Origin of the sequence: Spirosoma sp. 209 (genome assembly GCF_002006735.1) — a bacterium.
Lineage (GTDB): Bacteria > Bacteroidota > Bacteroidia > Cytophagales > Spirosomataceae > Spirosoma > Spirosoma sordidisoli.
The window spans coordinates 251,067-266,056 of sequence record NZ_MVEC01000009.1 but is presented as its reverse complement, the minus strand read 5'-3'; the positions used below and the strand labels follow the sequence as shown (position 1 = coordinate 266,056).

The 14,990-nt window shown below is 56.6% G+C and carries 12 protein-coding genes; 9 read left to right on the top strand and 3 right to left on the bottom strand.

The window, feature by feature from the left end; all coding sequences use genetic code 11:
- Positions 1 to 60 precede the first annotated feature (60 nt).
- Positions 61 to 1,587 carry a F0F1 ATP synthase subunit beta gene (atpD, locus tag B1C80_RS16400; protein ID WP_077922266.1) on the bottom strand — a complete coding sequence of 509 codons (1,527 nt, stop codon included), beginning with the start codon at positions 1,585 to 1,587 and terminating at the stop codon, positions 61 to 63.
- Positions 1,588 to 1,901: 314 nt separating this feature from the next.
- Between atpD and malQ the strand changes: the two genes are divergently transcribed.
- From malQ to B1C80_RS16380, 4 genes are all read left to right on the top strand, one after another.
- A complete protein-coding gene (malQ, locus tag B1C80_RS16395) occupies positions 1,902 to 3,485 on the top strand; it encodes a 4-alpha-glucanotransferase (RefSeq protein ID WP_077922265.1) in 1,584 nt (527 codons plus the stop codon).
- Positions 3,486 to 3,562: 77 nt separating this feature from the next.
- Positions 3,563 to 6,559 (top strand): hypothetical protein, encoded by a 2,997-nt coding sequence (locus B1C80_RS16390; protein WP_077922264.1) that lies wholly within the window; start codon positions 3,563 to 3,565, stop codon positions 6,557 to 6,559.
- 30 nt (positions 6,560 to 6,589) lie between these two features.
- On the top strand, positions 6,590 to 7,099 hold the full coding sequence (locus tag B1C80_RS16385) for a hypothetical protein (protein ID WP_077922263.1): 510 nt from the start codon (positions 6,590 to 6,592) through the stop codon (positions 7,097 to 7,099).
- A gap of 10 nt (positions 7,100 to 7,109) precedes the next feature.
- Complete coding sequence (locus tag B1C80_RS16380; RefSeq protein WP_077922262.1) at positions 7,110 to 7,832, top strand: ABC transporter ATP-binding protein; 723 nt, start codon at positions 7,110 to 7,112, stop codon at positions 7,830 to 7,832.
- Between the two features lie 5 nt (positions 7,833 to 7,837).
- Here B1C80_RS16380 and B1C80_RS16375 read toward each other — a convergent pair whose 3' ends face one another.
- Positions 7,838 to 9,130, bottom strand: a complete 1,293-nt coding sequence (locus tag B1C80_RS16375) for an anthranilate phosphoribosyltransferase (RefSeq protein ID WP_236648812.1) — start codon at positions 9,128 to 9,130, stop codon at positions 7,838 to 7,840.
- A 719-nt stretch (positions 9,131 to 9,849) separates the two neighbouring features.
- Between B1C80_RS16375 and B1C80_RS16370 the strand changes: the two genes are divergently transcribed.
- The gene (locus B1C80_RS16370) at positions 9,850 to 10,839 is read left to right on the top strand and encodes an aldo/keto reductase (protein WP_077922260.1); all 990 of its coding nucleotides are present in this window, start codon (positions 9,850 to 9,852) and stop codon (positions 10,837 to 10,839) included.
- Positions 10,840 to 10,864: 25 nt separating this feature from the next.
- Here the strand turns inward: B1C80_RS16370 and B1C80_RS16365 are convergent, their stop codons facing one another.
- Positions 10,865 to 11,827: a response regulator transcription factor gene (locus B1C80_RS16365; protein WP_077922259.1), complete on the bottom strand. Its 963-nt coding sequence runs from the start codon at positions 11,825 to 11,827 to the stop codon at positions 10,865 to 10,867.
- Between the two features lie 386 nt (positions 11,828 to 12,213).
- On the opposite strand from B1C80_RS16365, the gene B1C80_RS16360 reads away from it, so the two are divergent.
- The 4 genes from B1C80_RS16360 to B1C80_RS16345 all read left to right on the top strand — a co-directional run bounded on the left by B1C80_RS16360 (position 12,214) and on the right by B1C80_RS16345 (position 14,989).
- Positions 12,214 to 12,645 (top strand): cupin domain-containing protein, encoded by a 432-nt coding sequence (locus tag B1C80_RS16360; protein ID WP_201723568.1) that lies wholly within the window; start codon positions 12,214 to 12,216, stop codon positions 12,643 to 12,645.
- A gap of 73 nt (positions 12,646 to 12,718) precedes the next feature.
- On the top strand, positions 12,719 to 13,150 hold the full coding sequence (locus B1C80_RS16355; protein WP_236648811.1) for a cyclophilin-like fold protein: 432 nt from the start codon (positions 12,719 to 12,721) through the stop codon (positions 13,148 to 13,150).
- 178 nt (positions 13,151 to 13,328) lie between these two features.
- Positions 13,329 to 13,973, top strand: a complete 645-nt coding sequence (locus B1C80_RS16350; RefSeq protein ID WP_077922257.1) for a (2Fe-2S)-binding protein — start codon at positions 13,329 to 13,331, stop codon at positions 13,971 to 13,973.
- Positions 13,970 to 14,989 (top strand): xanthine dehydrogenase family protein subunit M, encoded by a 1,020-nt coding sequence (locus tag B1C80_RS16345; RefSeq protein ID WP_077922256.1) that lies wholly within the window; start codon positions 13,970 to 13,972, stop codon positions 14,987 to 14,989. The genes B1C80_RS16350 and B1C80_RS16345 overlap by 4 nt, the downstream gene beginning before the upstream one ends.
- The last annotated feature ends 1 nt before the right edge of the window (position 14,990 follow it).

Here is a 14,990-nt window from a genome sequence, read left to right as displayed (position 1 = left end):
GAAAAAGCAACAGGTATTGGCTGAACAATGTACGGCCAATACCTGTCGATTCCTGATTACTTACTGACCGGCTTCTTTCAGCAGGCGCTCACCCTTGGCAACGGCATCTTCGATGGTACCAACCAGGTTGAAGGCTGCCTCGGGCAGGTGGTCATACTTACCGTCGATGATCTCGTTGAATCCTTTGATCGTATCTTCGATCGGAACGAGTACGCCTTTCAGACCAGTGAACTGCTCGGCCACGAAGAACGGCTGCGACAGGAAGCGCTGCACCCGGCGGGCGCGGCTTACAACGAGTTTATCTTCTTCCGAAAGTTCTTCCAGACCCAGAATGGCGATGATGTCCTGGAGCTCTTTATAGCGCTGCAGAATCTCTTTCACCCGCTGGGCGGTGTTGTAGTGCTCGTCGCCCAGTACTTCGGCGCTCAGAATCCGCGAGGTCGAATCGAGGGGGTCAACGGCCGGGTAGATACCCAGCTCGGAGATTTTCCGGCTCAATACGGTCGTAGCATCCAGGTGGGCAAAGGTCGTTGCCGGCGCGGGGTCGGTCAAGTCATCGGCAGGTACGTAAACGGCCTGTACCGACGTAATCGAACCACGCTTGGTCGACGTAATACGCTCCTGCATGATACCCATCTCGGTAGCCAGCGTGGGCTGATACCCTACGGCCGACGGCATCCGGCCCAGCAGAGCCGATACCTCCGAACCCGCCTGGGTGAACCGGAAGATGTTGTCAACGAAGAACAGAATGTCACGACCGGCTCCTTCGCCATCGCCATCGCGGAAGTGTTCGGCAATGGTCAGCCCTGACAGGGCCACCCGGGCGCGGGCTCCCGGCGGTTCGTTCATCTGGCCGAATACGAACGTAGCCTGACTCTGGGTCATCTCGTCCAAATCGACTTTGCTCAGATCCCAGCCCCCTTCTTCCATCGAGTGCTTGAATCCTTCGCCGTATTTAATGATACCGGCTTCGATCATTTCGCGCAGGAGGTCGTTCCCTTCGCGGGTCCGCTCGCCTACACCGGCAAATACCGACAGACCCGAATAGGCCTTGGCGATGTTGTTGATGAGTTCCTGAATAAGTACCGTTTTACCCACACCAGCACCACCAAAGAGACCGATCTTACCGCCTTTGGCGTACGGCTCGAGCAGGTCAATTACTTTGATACCGGTGAAGAGTACCTCGGTCGAGGTGGCGAGGTCTTCAAAACGGGGCGACGACCGGTGAATGGGCAGGCGGGCCGTGGTGCTCTTCGGCTGAGGAATACCATCGATGGCATCACCTACTACGTTGAACAGACGACCACGGATGCTTTCGCCCGTCGGCATGGAGATTTGCGTGCCAAGGTCAACTACGTTCATGCCCCGGTAGAGGCCGTCCGTCGAGTCCATGGCGATAGCCCGAACGCGGTCTTCGCCCAAATGCTGCTGCACTTCGAGAATAACCGACTGCCCGTCAGCTTTGGTTACTTTGAGGGCGTCCAAGATGGCGGGAATCCGCGAGCCTTCGCCCTCGAAACTCACGTCCACGACCGGCCCGATTATCTGCGTAATCTTACCCGTATTGACTGCCGTTTCCGTAATCATTTGTATGTGATATAGCTAATTGAAAAGTTGTCCGTTGTTTCGGACTGCAAAAGTAGGAGAAAAACTGCGTAAAGTAAAGACGCGATTTGTTCATTTTCAGCCAGGTCGACTACCAAACGGGTTTACCAGTAAGGTTTTTAGCGTACGCAATAAACAAAAACCGGCGCTGGCCGATTTGTACAAAAGAAAGTCGTCCGTTATCAGCCAGTAGCCTTTGCGTATCCGGTACGGCTCCTTTTCTGACGAAAGGTACTGACCTGCTACTGGTTGGCAACCCGCGACGCCCAACTCAATCCGACTCAACGTTACGATTCATGCTTCAAACTCGATCGAGCGGCCTGCTGCTCCATATAACATCGCTGCCCTCGGCGCATGGCGTGGGCGACCTGGGCCCCGAAGCCTACCGCTTTGCCGACTTCCTCGAAGCCGCCGGGCAGGCCTACTGGCAGATTCTGCCGCTGACACCCCTGGACCCCGGTTCCGGATTTTCACCCTACAGCAGCCCGTCGGCCTTTGCCGGCAACACGCTGATGATCAGCCTGGAAAGGCTGGTCGACGAAGGCTGGCTCCAGGCCGATGATCTGGCGGTGTTCAACCAGCAGCCGGTACAGGATGTCACCGTCAGCGAAGCGCCCGCTGCCTCGGGTGATGTAACGCCCTCGGTACTGTCGGGGCCGCTGACCATTGCGCCGTCGACCCTGCACGCGGCCTGGATCAAGAAACGACCCCTGCTGCGACAGGCTGCGGAAGCGTTCCTGAACGATGGCACCGCAGCGCAACGATCTGAATACGAGCGGTTCTGCGGGGCACAGGCCCACTGGCTGGATGAGTACGCGCTGTTTACGGCCCTTCAGGACGCAACGGGCGAGCCGTACTGGCTACGCTGGCCCGGTGAGCTGATGCGTCGTGAGCCAACGGCGCTGGCTACGCATACCGAACAGCTTCGGCATGAGCTGGAGGTGATTAAAGTGCTACAGTTTTTCTTTCTGAAGCAGTGGAACGAGCTGGTGGCTTACTGCTACGCCAAAAAAATTCATTTCATCGGCGATATTCCCATCTACGTACAGCTCAACAGCGCCGACGTCTGGGCCAATCCTGCGCTGTTCAAACTCGATAACGATTTTCAGCCACTGTTTGTAGCCGGGGCGCCCCCCGATTACTTCAGCGAGTACGGCCAGCGCTGGGGCAACCCGATTTACGACTGGGCCGAACACGAGCGGACCGACTTCTCGTGGTGGATGCGCCGGATCCGGCATCAGCAGTCGCTCTACAGCCTGACCCGGCTCGATCACTTCCTGGGCTTCTACGAGTACTGGGAGATTCCGGCCAGCGAACCAACGGCCCGCGTAGGCGAATGGATAAAAGCGCCGTTCGAAGCGTTCATGCGATCGATGTACCGGCAGTTTGTGCAGCTGCCCATCATTGCCGAAGACCTGGGGGCCAAAGCGGCCGATATTCAGCCCCAGCTTCGGCACTACGCCATTCCGGGTATGCGGGTGGTGCAGTTCGGTTTTGGCGACGACCAGCCGACCTCGAGTTATGCGGTACACAATCATACCGAAAACATGGTCGTATACTCCGGTACGCACGATAACAACACGACGCTGGGCTGGTTCCGGGAGTCGGACGAGGAGCTGCGGGGCCGCATCCGCGATTACCTCGGGTTTGACGTTACCGAAGAAAATATAGTCGACCAGATGATCCGGCTGACGATGCGGTCGGTGGGGCGACTGGCGATCCTGCCCATCCAGGATGTGCTGAACCTCGACGAAACGCACCGTATGAACACACCCGGACAGGGTGGCCGGAGCTGGCAGTGGCGCCTGCAGCCCGACCAGCTAACGGTTGAGGTAGCCGAGAAGCTGCTGGCGCTGACCCGGCTGACCGGCCGCGTATAGGTACACAACCGGTTAGGGGGTTGCCACCTAACCGGTTGCTTCAGGCACTAACCGGCCCCCGGCTTCGTTTCAGTGTCATGTCATCCTTATTTTTCTGGAAGGAGTGGAGCCGACCGTACCGGTTCGCCTACCTGATTAGCCTGTCGGCTGTTTTTGTTGCGCTGATTCTGTTCATAGTGGCCTGGGGGCGTGGTCTGGGGAACGTGGTGCGTTGGGACGTACTGAGCGAACTCAACGAATTGCCCGTTACCTTCCGCACCTTTACCGATGGCCTACTCGACTACGCCGTCAATGGCAAAGCCTATGCCGTGTCGGAGCAGTTTGTGGCGTCGCCCATGCAGGTAAACCCCCATATCGCTACGGCCCTGCTAGCGGGCATCTGCATTGCCTTTACCTTACTGCTGAGCGCCATCACCCGCTTCGACCGGGTTCGGTACCTGGTCGGTATGGGCGCGCTGATTCTGGGGCTGGCGTTTTTCCGGTTCGAGATGCTTGAAGTACCCGGTCTGGGCGGAAGCCGGCTTTTTCTGATACTGACGGTTTTATTCGGGTCGGTCAGCTACTTTTTTCACGCGTTCCGGTCCGACCAGCCCATTCTGGTTCGGCTCGGGGTGTTTGCCAGCCTGATTGGCATGACGGTAGCTACCCTGGGGGCGCTGTCGCCGGTTGAGCAGCCGGTGCTGACGATCGTGAGTTACAGTATGCCGGTTATGCTGGCGTTCAGCATAGGGTTTATTTTCTTCATCGCAGCCGAGATACTGGCCGGGCTGGTCTGGGTCACGACGGCGGGGGGCAGCGGCAAGGTTTTGGGGTTAACCAATTTTCTGTTCATCAGCGGTCTGTATCTGGTCAACCTGGTGCTGATCTGGCTAAAAAATACCCGTATGATCGACTGGGAGCTGCTGGCTATCAGTCCGTTCGTCTTGTACCTGATCTCGGTAACGCTAGGTATATGGGGGTTCCGGCGGCTGATGGAGCAGCAGCAGCTCGTCTCGTTTCGCGATGGTGGCGCTTTTCTGTACGCGGGCCTGGCCCTGCTGACCACCCTGACCATCGGCTACGCCTTTGCCACGGCCAACGACCCGCTCATCGAGGTTTTCGAGGATGTAATCGTTTATACCCATCTGGCTATGGGCCTGGTGTTCATCGTTTATGTGCTGATCAACTTTCTGCCGATTTTTCAGCAGGGGCGGGCCGTTTACCGGATTTTGTACCTGCCGAAGCGACTGGAGCTGAGCCTGTTCAGGCTGGTGGCGGTTTTTCTGGTGCTGACGCTGGTGGCATCGGGCAATACCATTACGCTCAAGCAGGCCATGGCGGGCTATTACAATAACCTCGGCGATCTGTATACCGCCACCGGCGAGCTGGCGTCGGCGCAGGCTTTTTACGAACAGGCGCTGGAGCAGGAGTTCCAGAACCACAAGTCGAACTACGCTCTGGCCTCGCTGGCCACGGCCCAGAACGACCAGACAGCCGCTGCGTTTTACTTCCAGAAGGCCACCCTCAAGCAGCCGCAACCGCACGATTACGCGGCCCTGAGCCAGACGTTCCTGCAAACGGATCTATTCTTCGAAGCGGTAAAGACACTGCAACAGGGCCTACGGCAGTTTCCGGGCAGTGGCGAGCTGCAAAATAACCTGGGATACCTGTATGCCCGCACCAGCGTAGCCGACTCGGCTTATTATTACCTGCAGGCGGCTACCGGCAACACCTCCCGAAGCGACGTGCCGGCGGCTAATCTGCTGGGGTTCTATGCCCGCAATCCGCAGGTGCTCTCGGCCGATTCGAGCCTGGCCCGTAACACAAACGAGTTCGAGTATGAGTCGTACCAGGCCAACGCGCTGGCGCTGCGGCTCGTGGCGTCGACCGGCCCGGCTGCCCAGCCGGTGCGGCCCGCCTGGCTCACGACCGATCAGGTCGGCGAAGGGCTGAGCGTAGGGCGGTTTGCCAGTGTATACAATTACGCCTTGGCCAGTCAGCAACCCGACTCGACCCTGGCCCGAACCCTGCAGCGCCAGGCCGATGCGCCTGCCAACCAAGACTTTACGGATGATCTGCTGCTGGCCCGCGCCGTTGCCGAATATACGGCGCACAACCACCCAACGGCGTTCGGGCTGCTGAGCCAGCTGGCCGAGGGTGACCCGAAGCAGGGCGATATGTACCGGTCGATCACGGGGTTGCTGCTGATGGAGCAGGGCCTGTATCGCAAAGCCGCCGACCAGTTTGCCGATAACAGCGATACGACCTCCATCTACCATCGGGCCGTGGCGCTAACCAAAGCGGGCGATCCGGCACTGGCACAGTCGCTCTGGGAAACGGCCGCCCGTAGCGACTCGAACGTGTCGGCGCTGAAACAGGTGTTGTATGAAGAACGGACCCCGCAAACCGATCTGGAGAAAGCCTTCTACGTCAGCTACCGGCTCGACAACCCCAACCGGGGTCGGTACTGGGAAACCATCCGGAACCCGACCCTCAAAACGGTAGCCGGGGTGGCGCTGGCCAACGATTACCTGGACGCGGTACAGTGGCGGAATACCCAGCTGATGCTGTCGGGTCTGCCCGCAGACACAGCTATTAGCGACTACGCGGTGTCGATACGAAATCTGGCGGCCCTGCGGCTGTCGGCGTTCCGGCGGAGCATCGGCTCGGCCGAGACCATGGCCCGTCAGCCAATTCTGCCCCAGCACCAGGCCGAGCGGGCCTACTGGCTGGCCCAGGCCTACGAACGGTCGCGCCAGCCCGCCAAAGCCGGAGTCGCCTATCGGGAAGCGCTGCAGCTGGCCCCGCTCAACGCGCAGATCGTTACGGCTGCGGCCCAGTTTGAGCGGCAGCAGAACCGGATCAAACCGGCCTATGAACTGGTGCTGAAAGCGCTGCTATTCAATGAAGATAACGCAGAGCTGCTCAAAACATACGTAACGCTCTGTCTGGACCAAAGCCTGTTCGACTACGCCAGCGACGGGCTGGCCAAGCTAAGGGCCGCAGCACCAGCCACCGACTATCAGGCATTTACGGCGACTTATCAGGAAAAATTGGCGTCAATCGAAAAGAGCCGGGAAAAATTCGGGCAATGATGTAGTTTTAACAAAAACTTTCAGGCCTCCATGAGCAAAAGCCTTACCTGGACCAAAGAAGCGTTTGCGCGTACGACTACTATTCTCGACAATGGCCAGATCGTTGGTACAATGCGGCCCGAGAGTACATTTGGTCGGGATGTGGAGGCCCACCTCAACGATGTTCATGTCCTTTTCGATGTTACCGGTTTTATCAGTCATTCGGTCAGCGTACACGATCTGACGAATGCCCGGCAGCTGATTGGCCACATTGCGCTTTCGTTTGGCAAACGGGCCGAGCTGATTCTGGCCAACGGCGAAACCTACCAGTGGAAACGACACAATATGCTGATGCGCGACTGGGACATGATCCGCGAAGGCGATGGGCAGGCTGATCAGGAGGTGGTCAGTTATTCGCTGACCCGCCAGTTTTTTGCCGATCACGGTGATATATCGGTCGATACCCAGTTACCCGGTGCCGATCTGATTGTGCTGACCGGTTTGTTTATCCGTAATTATTTTCAACGTCGTCGTCGGGCTGCCGTTGTTGCCGCTAGCTAATTAAACGTATATGAACATCATTGAAACCCGTACCATTGCCAAGCGGTACGTAATGGGCACTGAAGTGGTCGATGCACTTAAATCCATCACCATATCCATCAAAAAAGGCGAATACGTCGCGTTTATGGGGCCGTCAGGGTCGGGGAAGTCCACGCTGATGAACATTGTGGGTTGCCTGGATTCGCCCACGTCGGGGCAGTACATCCTCAACAACCAGGACGTGAGCCGGATGGGCGAGAACGAACTGGCCGAAGTGCGCAACAAGGAAATCGGTTTCGTATTCCAGACGTTTAACCTGCTGCCGCGCCAGACCTCCCTGGAGAACGTGGCCCTGCCGCTTATCTACGCCGGCTATAGCAAGGCCGACCGGACCGAAAAAGCCATGCTGGCGCTGAAAAACGTAGGTCTGGAGAATCGAGCCGGTCACCGGCCCAACGAGCTCTCGGGTGGTCAGCGGCAACGGGTAGCCGTAGCGCGGGCGCTGGTCAACGACCCCAGTATTCTGCTGGCCGACGAACCGACGGGTAACCTCGATACCAAGACGTCGTACGAAATCATGGACCTGTTCGACCAGATCCACAGCAAAGGCAATACGGTCATCATGGTTACGCACGAAGAAGACATTGCCGAATACGCCCACCGGATTGTACGGCTCCGCGACGGTCTGGTCGAGACGGATCGTGCCAATGAGCATATCCGGAAAGCCAATGTGCTGATGCAGGCACTCCAGTAGCCAGCTTACTTCAACTGCCCTTCAATCCAGGCCAGACCCCGGCCGTAGAGCGCGTGGGCAAACCGTACCCGGTTGTCGAAGTCGGGGTCGGGGGTTTCGCCATGGGTCCAGAACTCCCTGACCAGCCGGGCATTATCGGCCGCCAGCGGTTGCTGATGAACCACATCGGCTTCCGTACGGTAGGGCGCAAACGCCGGCAGATCACTGTCAAAATGCTGAAAAAACAGATGACCGCGCGGGGTTCTGACGGCGCACAGGATACCACTGGCCCGGCTGGTCGACGGCGACAGGCTGCCTTCCAACCCCCGTTTCAGCACAATTACCGCGTCGAAACCGGCCATCAGCGCCAGCTCAGCCATTTTCATCTGGTAGGTGATGTGAAACACCGACGTGACCAGAATCCGGGCGTGGCAGGGGTTCAGTACTTTTTCGAGGGTAGCCAGAAAGGGCCGTTTCAGCAGGATACGACGCCGGTCGGTCCAGCGGCTGAGGGCGGGCGACATCGCCTTCTGATCCAGCACCCATCCGTAATGTTCGAGGGGCGTTCCCAGTTCCTGATTGCCGAGCAGAAACTCGCAGTTCAGATGCATATATAGGTCCAGCGCGTTGAGCGTGAACTTGGGCCCGCCCGACGGTCCTACCAGCGACACCGGCCCGTAGCCCCGGTTCAGAAAAAACTTGGCCAGCAGGGGGGTAATGAGGTAGCTGTTCTCGACGCCATCGAACGGTTCGGCGATCTGGATCAGCGGCCGGTCGGCGCAACTCATGGCCCGGAAAGCGGGTGTGAACGTTCGTTCGGCGGCCCGCATCAGACCCTGGTATTCTTCGTTCGTTTCGTGGCGCACCCGCAGAATGCTGGCGGCCAGTCCCCGAAAGGTTTCGCAGGTGCCGTTGCCAAACAGATAGTCGCCCAGTTGCTCGGCTTCGCTGATCTGTAGATTATGGCCCCGCACCATTTTGGTGGCAATGGGGTGCATACCCATCGGCAGGTCGGGGCAGACTTTATTGATAAAGAAAGTTGGGTGCGAAAAAGCGCCTTTTCCAATCTCATCTTCCAGGGTTCGTTCGTCGGGGGTGGGACCCTTGGCTAGCAGGGCGCCCAGAAAAGCACCGCGCTGGAGTGGATGCGTAATGGGGTCATTCAGGGCCGCCCGGCACTCCGCCAGTAGGTCGGGCGGCAGCGGTTTGCTACCATGTTTTCCGATTCCAATATGTCGAATACCCCTGCCCAGCGGTGTGTCGGCAGGTGCATCTAAAGTTGGGTTGGCAATTGGCATGGCAAAGGGCTGGTAACGCATGGGTATGAACGTAAAAGTAGGCGCGAAGCCACTACCTACTTATTGACTATAGATGATCAAGATAGCTACGGCGCTAACCCTTTTTACCCTGGCTGTGAACGGGTAATAGCTCTGACAACATGATTCATTGCTATAGTTGTTTAATAGATTATCTATCGGCCCCGGCTCAGTGCCAGGGCCGATAAAGCCGAGCGTGATGGGGTTGAGTATAACCTACCAGGTTCAGAAATGCGTAAAATTACTTAATATTTTATTTTGATATGGTTATGTACATCCAAATATTATATAAGAAAAAATGGAAAAATAAGAATTAACCATTATTAACAGTTCATTTGTCGATATATTACAAATAGTGTTCGAATAGTCAAATTTCGATAAAGTGCTGGGCTTGAGAAGCCTTGCGTGACTGCTGCCGGATGCGTAGGGGCAGATCGGATTGCTTGACAAAGCTGGTAGGGTGGTTTCGAGAAGGCGGATAGAGATGCCGTCCGCTCGTGTCGGTTAGTACGCTATCGTTCCGCCGGGTCTAAGCGGTGTTGCTACGGGCTATTGACAAGCCGCCCCACCCCGTCGGCCTGTCAATAGCCCGCAACCGTACAGCACCTAATCGAAGAAACGAGCCACCTTTTCAAACTTCCGGCGCGGCCATCGGTATATAATAGATACAGTTGTTCAAAGGCTGGGACCTTGCTGGTTCTGGCAGTACCTATCACATCACTATGAAGTATAGACAGTTTGGCCGTACCGAGTTGACCGTAAGTGAAATAGGCTTTGGCGCCTGGGCCATTGGTGGGCCGGCTGAGGTTGGCGGGGTTGCCATCGGCTGGGGCGACGCCGACGATACGACTTCCGAACAGGCCCTTCGCCACGCGCACGATCTGGGCATTACCCTGTACGATACGGCCGACTTCTACGGCCTGGGCCATTCTGAAGAACTGATCGGGCGGGTGTTTGGCAACCGCGCCGATGTGGTGATTGCCACCAAAGTCGGTCAGAAAGAACAGGACGGTGAAATTGCCATCGACTACAGCCGCGCCCACATTATGACGGCCTGCGACGATAGCCTTCGGCGGCTCCGGCGCGACAGCATCGATTTCTACCAGCTGCACGTTGCTAAGCTAAGCCATCTGGAACAGGGCGACTGCATCGAGGCTATGAGGGATCTGCAACAGGCGGGTAAAATTCGGTATTGGGGCATCTCCCTGAATACCTTCGCGCCCGAGCCCGAAGCCGACTTTTTCCTCAACCATGAGCTGGGCAGCGGGTTTCAGGTGGTATTCAACGTACTGAACCAGCACATTCGTCCGTATCTGTCGGTCATGCACACGCAGGGGTACGGCCTCATTGCCCGCATGCCGCTGCAGTTTGGCCTGCTGGCTGGTAAATTCTCAACCTCGACCACATTCCCGCCCAGCGATCATCGGCACTATCGGGTTACACCCGCCATCATCGACGCTACCAACGCGGCTCTGCAACCCGTTTGGGAACTGTGTCGCGCGTATGACGTTACCCCGGCCGAACTCAGCCTGAGCTATATACTGAGCCACCCCGAAATATCGACCGTGATTCCCGGTATCCGTACGCCCGAACAGGCCGATCAGAATACCCGCCGAATCGTTCAGCTCTCCGACCAGGACAGGGACTTTATCACCGGCTTGTACGACACCCGGTTCAAACCGCTGGTCGATATGATGAAAAAACAGGGCTGACCGCTGTTGGCCTTGCGCGCCTGGCTCAGCCTTCGTAATCGGGAGAGATAGGCGAGCGCCGGAACTCGTTGGGCGTAAGGCCTACGTACTTTTTGAAAAACTGGCTGAAATTTGGCTGATCGGCGAAGCCAATGATCTGGCTGATCGCCTGAAGTGTCCAGTCGGTCTGGACCAGCAGGGCCTTACTTTCTTCGAGCAGGCGATTTTTGATCAGGGTGCTGATGGTCTGGCCGGTATGCTTTTTAACGAGCCCATTCAGGTAGTTCGGGTTCAGATTCAGTGTCTCCGCGTAGTCGCGGGCGGTGCGCATCCGGATTGGGTTGTTGAGGTTGGCAAGGTTGGTTTCTTTTTCGAGCAATTCGAAAAAATTATAGACGTGCCGGTAGTCGTTGGTGATCTCGCCGACGGGGGCGTAGTCGGTGCCTTTGAGGCTCTCTATCAGGATCAGCTGGACATAGGCCTGCATGGCTTCTTCGGCCAGTTCCCCGCCCGAGGCAGCTTCGGCTTTCATCTGGGTCAGCAGGCTGTGAATCATCTGCGCCGACTGATCAGACAGGCGAAGGATTTTTTTCTCCGTAAAAAACTTGTAGCGGTCGATAATCAGTTTCAGCGACGGGTGCTGATCCAGGTATCGCTTCTTGAACATGCAGAAGATACCCCCGCCTGCTTTGGGAGACGCGTTGCGCCAGCACACGATCTCGTTGGGGTGCAGAAAGAGAATCGTACGCTCGTCGATGTAGTAATTATCCTTCCCCATCGTTTTCACGCCCGTGCCGCTGGTCATGAACATGATCTTATAAAAATCACGGCGGTTGGGGGTCAGGTAGTTGTCACAGCCGGTCTTCTCACGGTCCACCACCTTAATATTCCAGTCCTCATAATACAGCCGACTCACGGGCGTGGTGCCGGGTGGCAAGACAGATGGCATATCATAGACCATCGTTATGGGTTGAGCTTCGCCAGTTCGGCGGTGGGGTCGTGTCTCCATAAATCATAAAATGTGTTTTGGCGCGGTAAAGTGCCGGTGCCTATACAAATCAAAGATATTGCCAGGTAAGTAGTTGCAGGTCAGGTGGTAATGTTCGACGTGGAAACTTGCCAGCAATGGGGCCGTTGGCTCAGCTTATGAGTTGATATGTGATTTTCATAAAAAGAGCTTTGCTTTTCCTATAAAGTTGCTCCCTCGTGGCTGGTACGTTTGTATGATCGATAGGGCGAGGATGTCTGGTTGCTGCTTAACGTTCGTCACTGATTGGTCATCGACATGGCGACGTTGTAAAAGCCACCGACCTCATCTTGGTAAACCAAACTGCTCGGATGAAACAGGTACGAAATCAATTTGTTACGCTACTCTTTGGTAGCCTTCTAATTATCATGGGAACAGGACCTCTGGCTATGGCTCAGCAATCAAAAATAAACAGCGCCCCCGAAGCGACCCGGGGGCCTGCCACCAGCTTCAGCGGTACGGTTTGGGTAACTACGCTGGTCGGCCCCAACGCAGAAACCGACTGCATCGTGAGTAGCGTCACCTTTGACCCCAAAGCCAGAACGTTCTGGCATACGCATCCCAACGGTCAGCTACTGGTTGTTACGAAGGGCATCGGCTTCTATCAGGAGAAGGGAAAACCCGCCCGGCTTATTCGGGAAGGCGATTCGGTGACTATACCGCCGATGGTTGAACACTGGCATGGCGCCGGCCCCAACGGTACGTTTACCCATACCGCTATTAATCCGAACGTAAGCAAAGGCGGGGCCGTCAACTGGCTGCAGGCGGTTACGGATGAGGAGTACAGGATCGCTCACTAAGCAAGTAGGCAGGTATCTAATGAAAAACTCATTCGTCATCTCTTTTTCCCTGTTGCTCTTTTGCATAGCAATCATGGCTTGCACACTGGAGAACCCGATAGCCTCCGGCATACTGAACGGTGAAAGTCCCGAAACTCAGACAAATGATGCGATCGAGAGCCGACTCAATATCAGGATTGGCGCGACCGTTTTTACCGCAACGCTGCTGAATAATCCAACGGCGACGGCCCTGGTAGCACGTTTGCCACTGACGATCCCGATGCAGGAACTGAACGGCAACGAGAAGTTCGCTGAGCTGCCCAACGCCCTGCCCTCCCGCGCATCGGCGCCCGGAACCATTCAAACCGGCGACCTGATGCTCTACGGGTCAACCACGCTGGTACTGTTTTATAAAACGTTTCCGACCGCCTACAGTTATACAAAACTAGGACGTGTCGACAATCCGGCGGGCCTCGCTGCCGCGCTCGGGTCCGGAAGCGTAACGGTTACGTTTGAGCGCCAGTGAACACGAACAACGAACCGTAAACCTATCCGACACTAATCGATTTGGCTGGTGGCGGTAATCAACACTTTCTTGCCAATACTGACCTTTAGAGGCTGGGGCTGAAAACCGGATTCGCAAACAACTGCCTTCAGGGGGCGGAGGGAGATTCTGGAGATGCAGATCTTAAACTAACCAACTTATGGCTGAGTACGAAAACACCGGGGGCAAGTCAGAGGCCCCCAATGCATCCCGCCGGGTTTTCTTCAAACAATCTTCGGCCCTGGCAGCTCTGGCTATGACTCCGCCAGCGGCCATGACCGCCGTGGCGAACGGACTGGATGAAAAAGTGGCTGCCGCCTTCGAGCAGATGCCGCTGCATGTCGAGATCAACGGCACAATGCGAACCCTAGCCATTGAACCCCGCGTTACGCTGCTCGACCTGTTGCGCGAACAACTGCATCTAACCGGCACCAAAAAAGGCTGCGACCACGGGCAATGCGGGGCCTGTACAGTGCACGTCGATGGCCAGCGGGTCAACTCGTGTCTGACCCTGGCGATGACGACAGAAGGTAGCCAAGTCACAACCATTGAGGGGCTAACCCCCGGTGGACCCGACGGGCCATTGCATCCCATGCAGGAAGCGTTTATCAAACACGACGGCTTTCAGTGTGGCTATTGTACTCCCGGACAAATTATGTCGGCGGTAGCCTGCATTCGTGAAGGCCATGCCGACAGCCCCGAGGAGGTTCGCGAATACATGAGCGGCAACATATGCCGGTGCGGAGCCTACGCCAACATTGTCGATGCCATTATGGACGTTAAAAAGGGAGGAGCCAGGGTATGAACCAATTTCAATATACGCGGGTAACAACCCCCAAAGCGGCCGTTTCGGCCATTTCGACTGGAAACGGTTCGTATTTTCTGGCAGGTGGCACGAACCTGATCGACTTAATGAAGCGCGAAGTGGTGGTGCCCGAGCGGCTGATCGACATCAACAAACTACCGCTCGCAACCATCGAAAAAACGGCTACGGGCCTGCGCATTGGGGCCATGGCTAAAAATTCGGCGGTAGCCGAAAGCGAGCTGGTAAAGAAGTATGTTCCGCTGCTGACGATGGCGCTCAACGCGGGGGCGTCAGCCCAGCTTCGGAACATGGCGACGGTAGGCGGCAATATGATGCAGCGTACCCGTTGTGCTTATTTTTACGATACAGCCATGCCCTGCAACAAGCGAAGCCCAGTGCAGGCTGGTGCTGATAAAGGACAGACCAACGGGCCGGTGGGCTGCGGAGCCATCGGCGGCATCAATCGGATGCACGCCATTTTCGGAGCCAGCACCAAATGCATCGCCGTTCACCCGAGCGACATGTGTATCGCTCTGGCTGCGCTGGATGCTACCGTGAATGTATCCGGCCCAAAGGGCGATCGTACCATTCCGTTCGGCGACTTCCATCGGCTCCCCGGCGATACGCCCCAGAAAGACAATACGCTGCTGCCCGGCGAACTGATTATGTCGGTCGATATCCCAACGAATAAGTTTGCCGACCATTCACACTATCTGAAAGTTCGCGACCGGGCGTCGTATGCCTTCGCCCTGGTGTCGGTTGGGGTGGCAGTTGACATGAAGAGAGATACCATTCAGGATATACGCCTGGCCATGGGCGGTGTGGCCCATAAGCCCTGGCGACTGATCGAAGCCGAGCAGTTTTTGCGCGGTAAATCTGCTACCGAAGCCAACTTCAAACAAGCTGCCATGCTGGCGATGAACGGCGCAAAGGGCTACGGCGAGAACGACTTCAAGCTGACCCTGGCCCCCAACTCCATTATCGACGCCTTGAAAACAGCTACCAAAACCGCCTAAT

Coding starts and splice junctions, on each gene's coding strand:
- B1C80_RS16345 (WP_077922256.1), top strand. CDS start 13,970: ATGAACCAATTTCAATATACGCGGGTAACAACCCCCAAAGCGGCCGTT.
- B1C80_RS16375 (WP_236648812.1), bottom strand. CDS start 9,130: ATGCGTTACCAGCCCTTTGCCATGCCAATTGCCAACCCAACTTTAGAT.
- B1C80_RS16360 (WP_201723568.1), top strand. CDS start 12,214: ATGGGAACAGGACCTCTGGCTATGGCTCAGCAATCAAAAATAAACAGC.
- B1C80_RS16355 (WP_236648811.1), top strand. CDS start 12,719: ATGGCTTGCACACTGGAGAACCCGATAGCCTCCGGCATACTGAACGGT.
- B1C80_RS16370 (WP_077922260.1), top strand. CDS start 9,850: ATGAAGTATAGACAGTTTGGCCGTACCGAGTTGACCGTAAGTGAAATA.
- B1C80_RS16385 (WP_077922263.1), top strand. CDS start 6,590: ATGAGCAAAAGCCTTACCTGGACCAAAGAAGCGTTTGCGCGTACGACT.
- B1C80_RS16350 (WP_077922257.1), top strand. CDS start 13,329: ATGGCTGAGTACGAAAACACCGGGGGCAAGTCAGAGGCCCCCAATGCA.
- B1C80_RS16380 (WP_077922262.1), top strand. CDS start 7,110: ATGAACATCATTGAAACCCGTACCATTGCCAAGCGGTACGTAATGGGC.
- malQ (WP_077922265.1), top strand. CDS start 1,902: ATGCTTCAAACTCGATCGAGCGGCCTGCTGCTCCATATAACATCGCTG.
- B1C80_RS16365 (WP_077922259.1), bottom strand. CDS start 11,827: ATGGAGACACGACCCCACCGCCGAACTGGCGAAGCTCAACCCATAACG.
- atpD (WP_077922266.1), bottom strand. CDS start 1,587: ATGATTACGGAAACGGCAGTCAATACGGGTAAGATTACGCAGATAATC.
- B1C80_RS16390 (WP_077922264.1), top strand. CDS start 3,563: ATGTCATCCTTATTTTTCTGGAAGGAGTGGAGCCGACCGTACCGGTTC.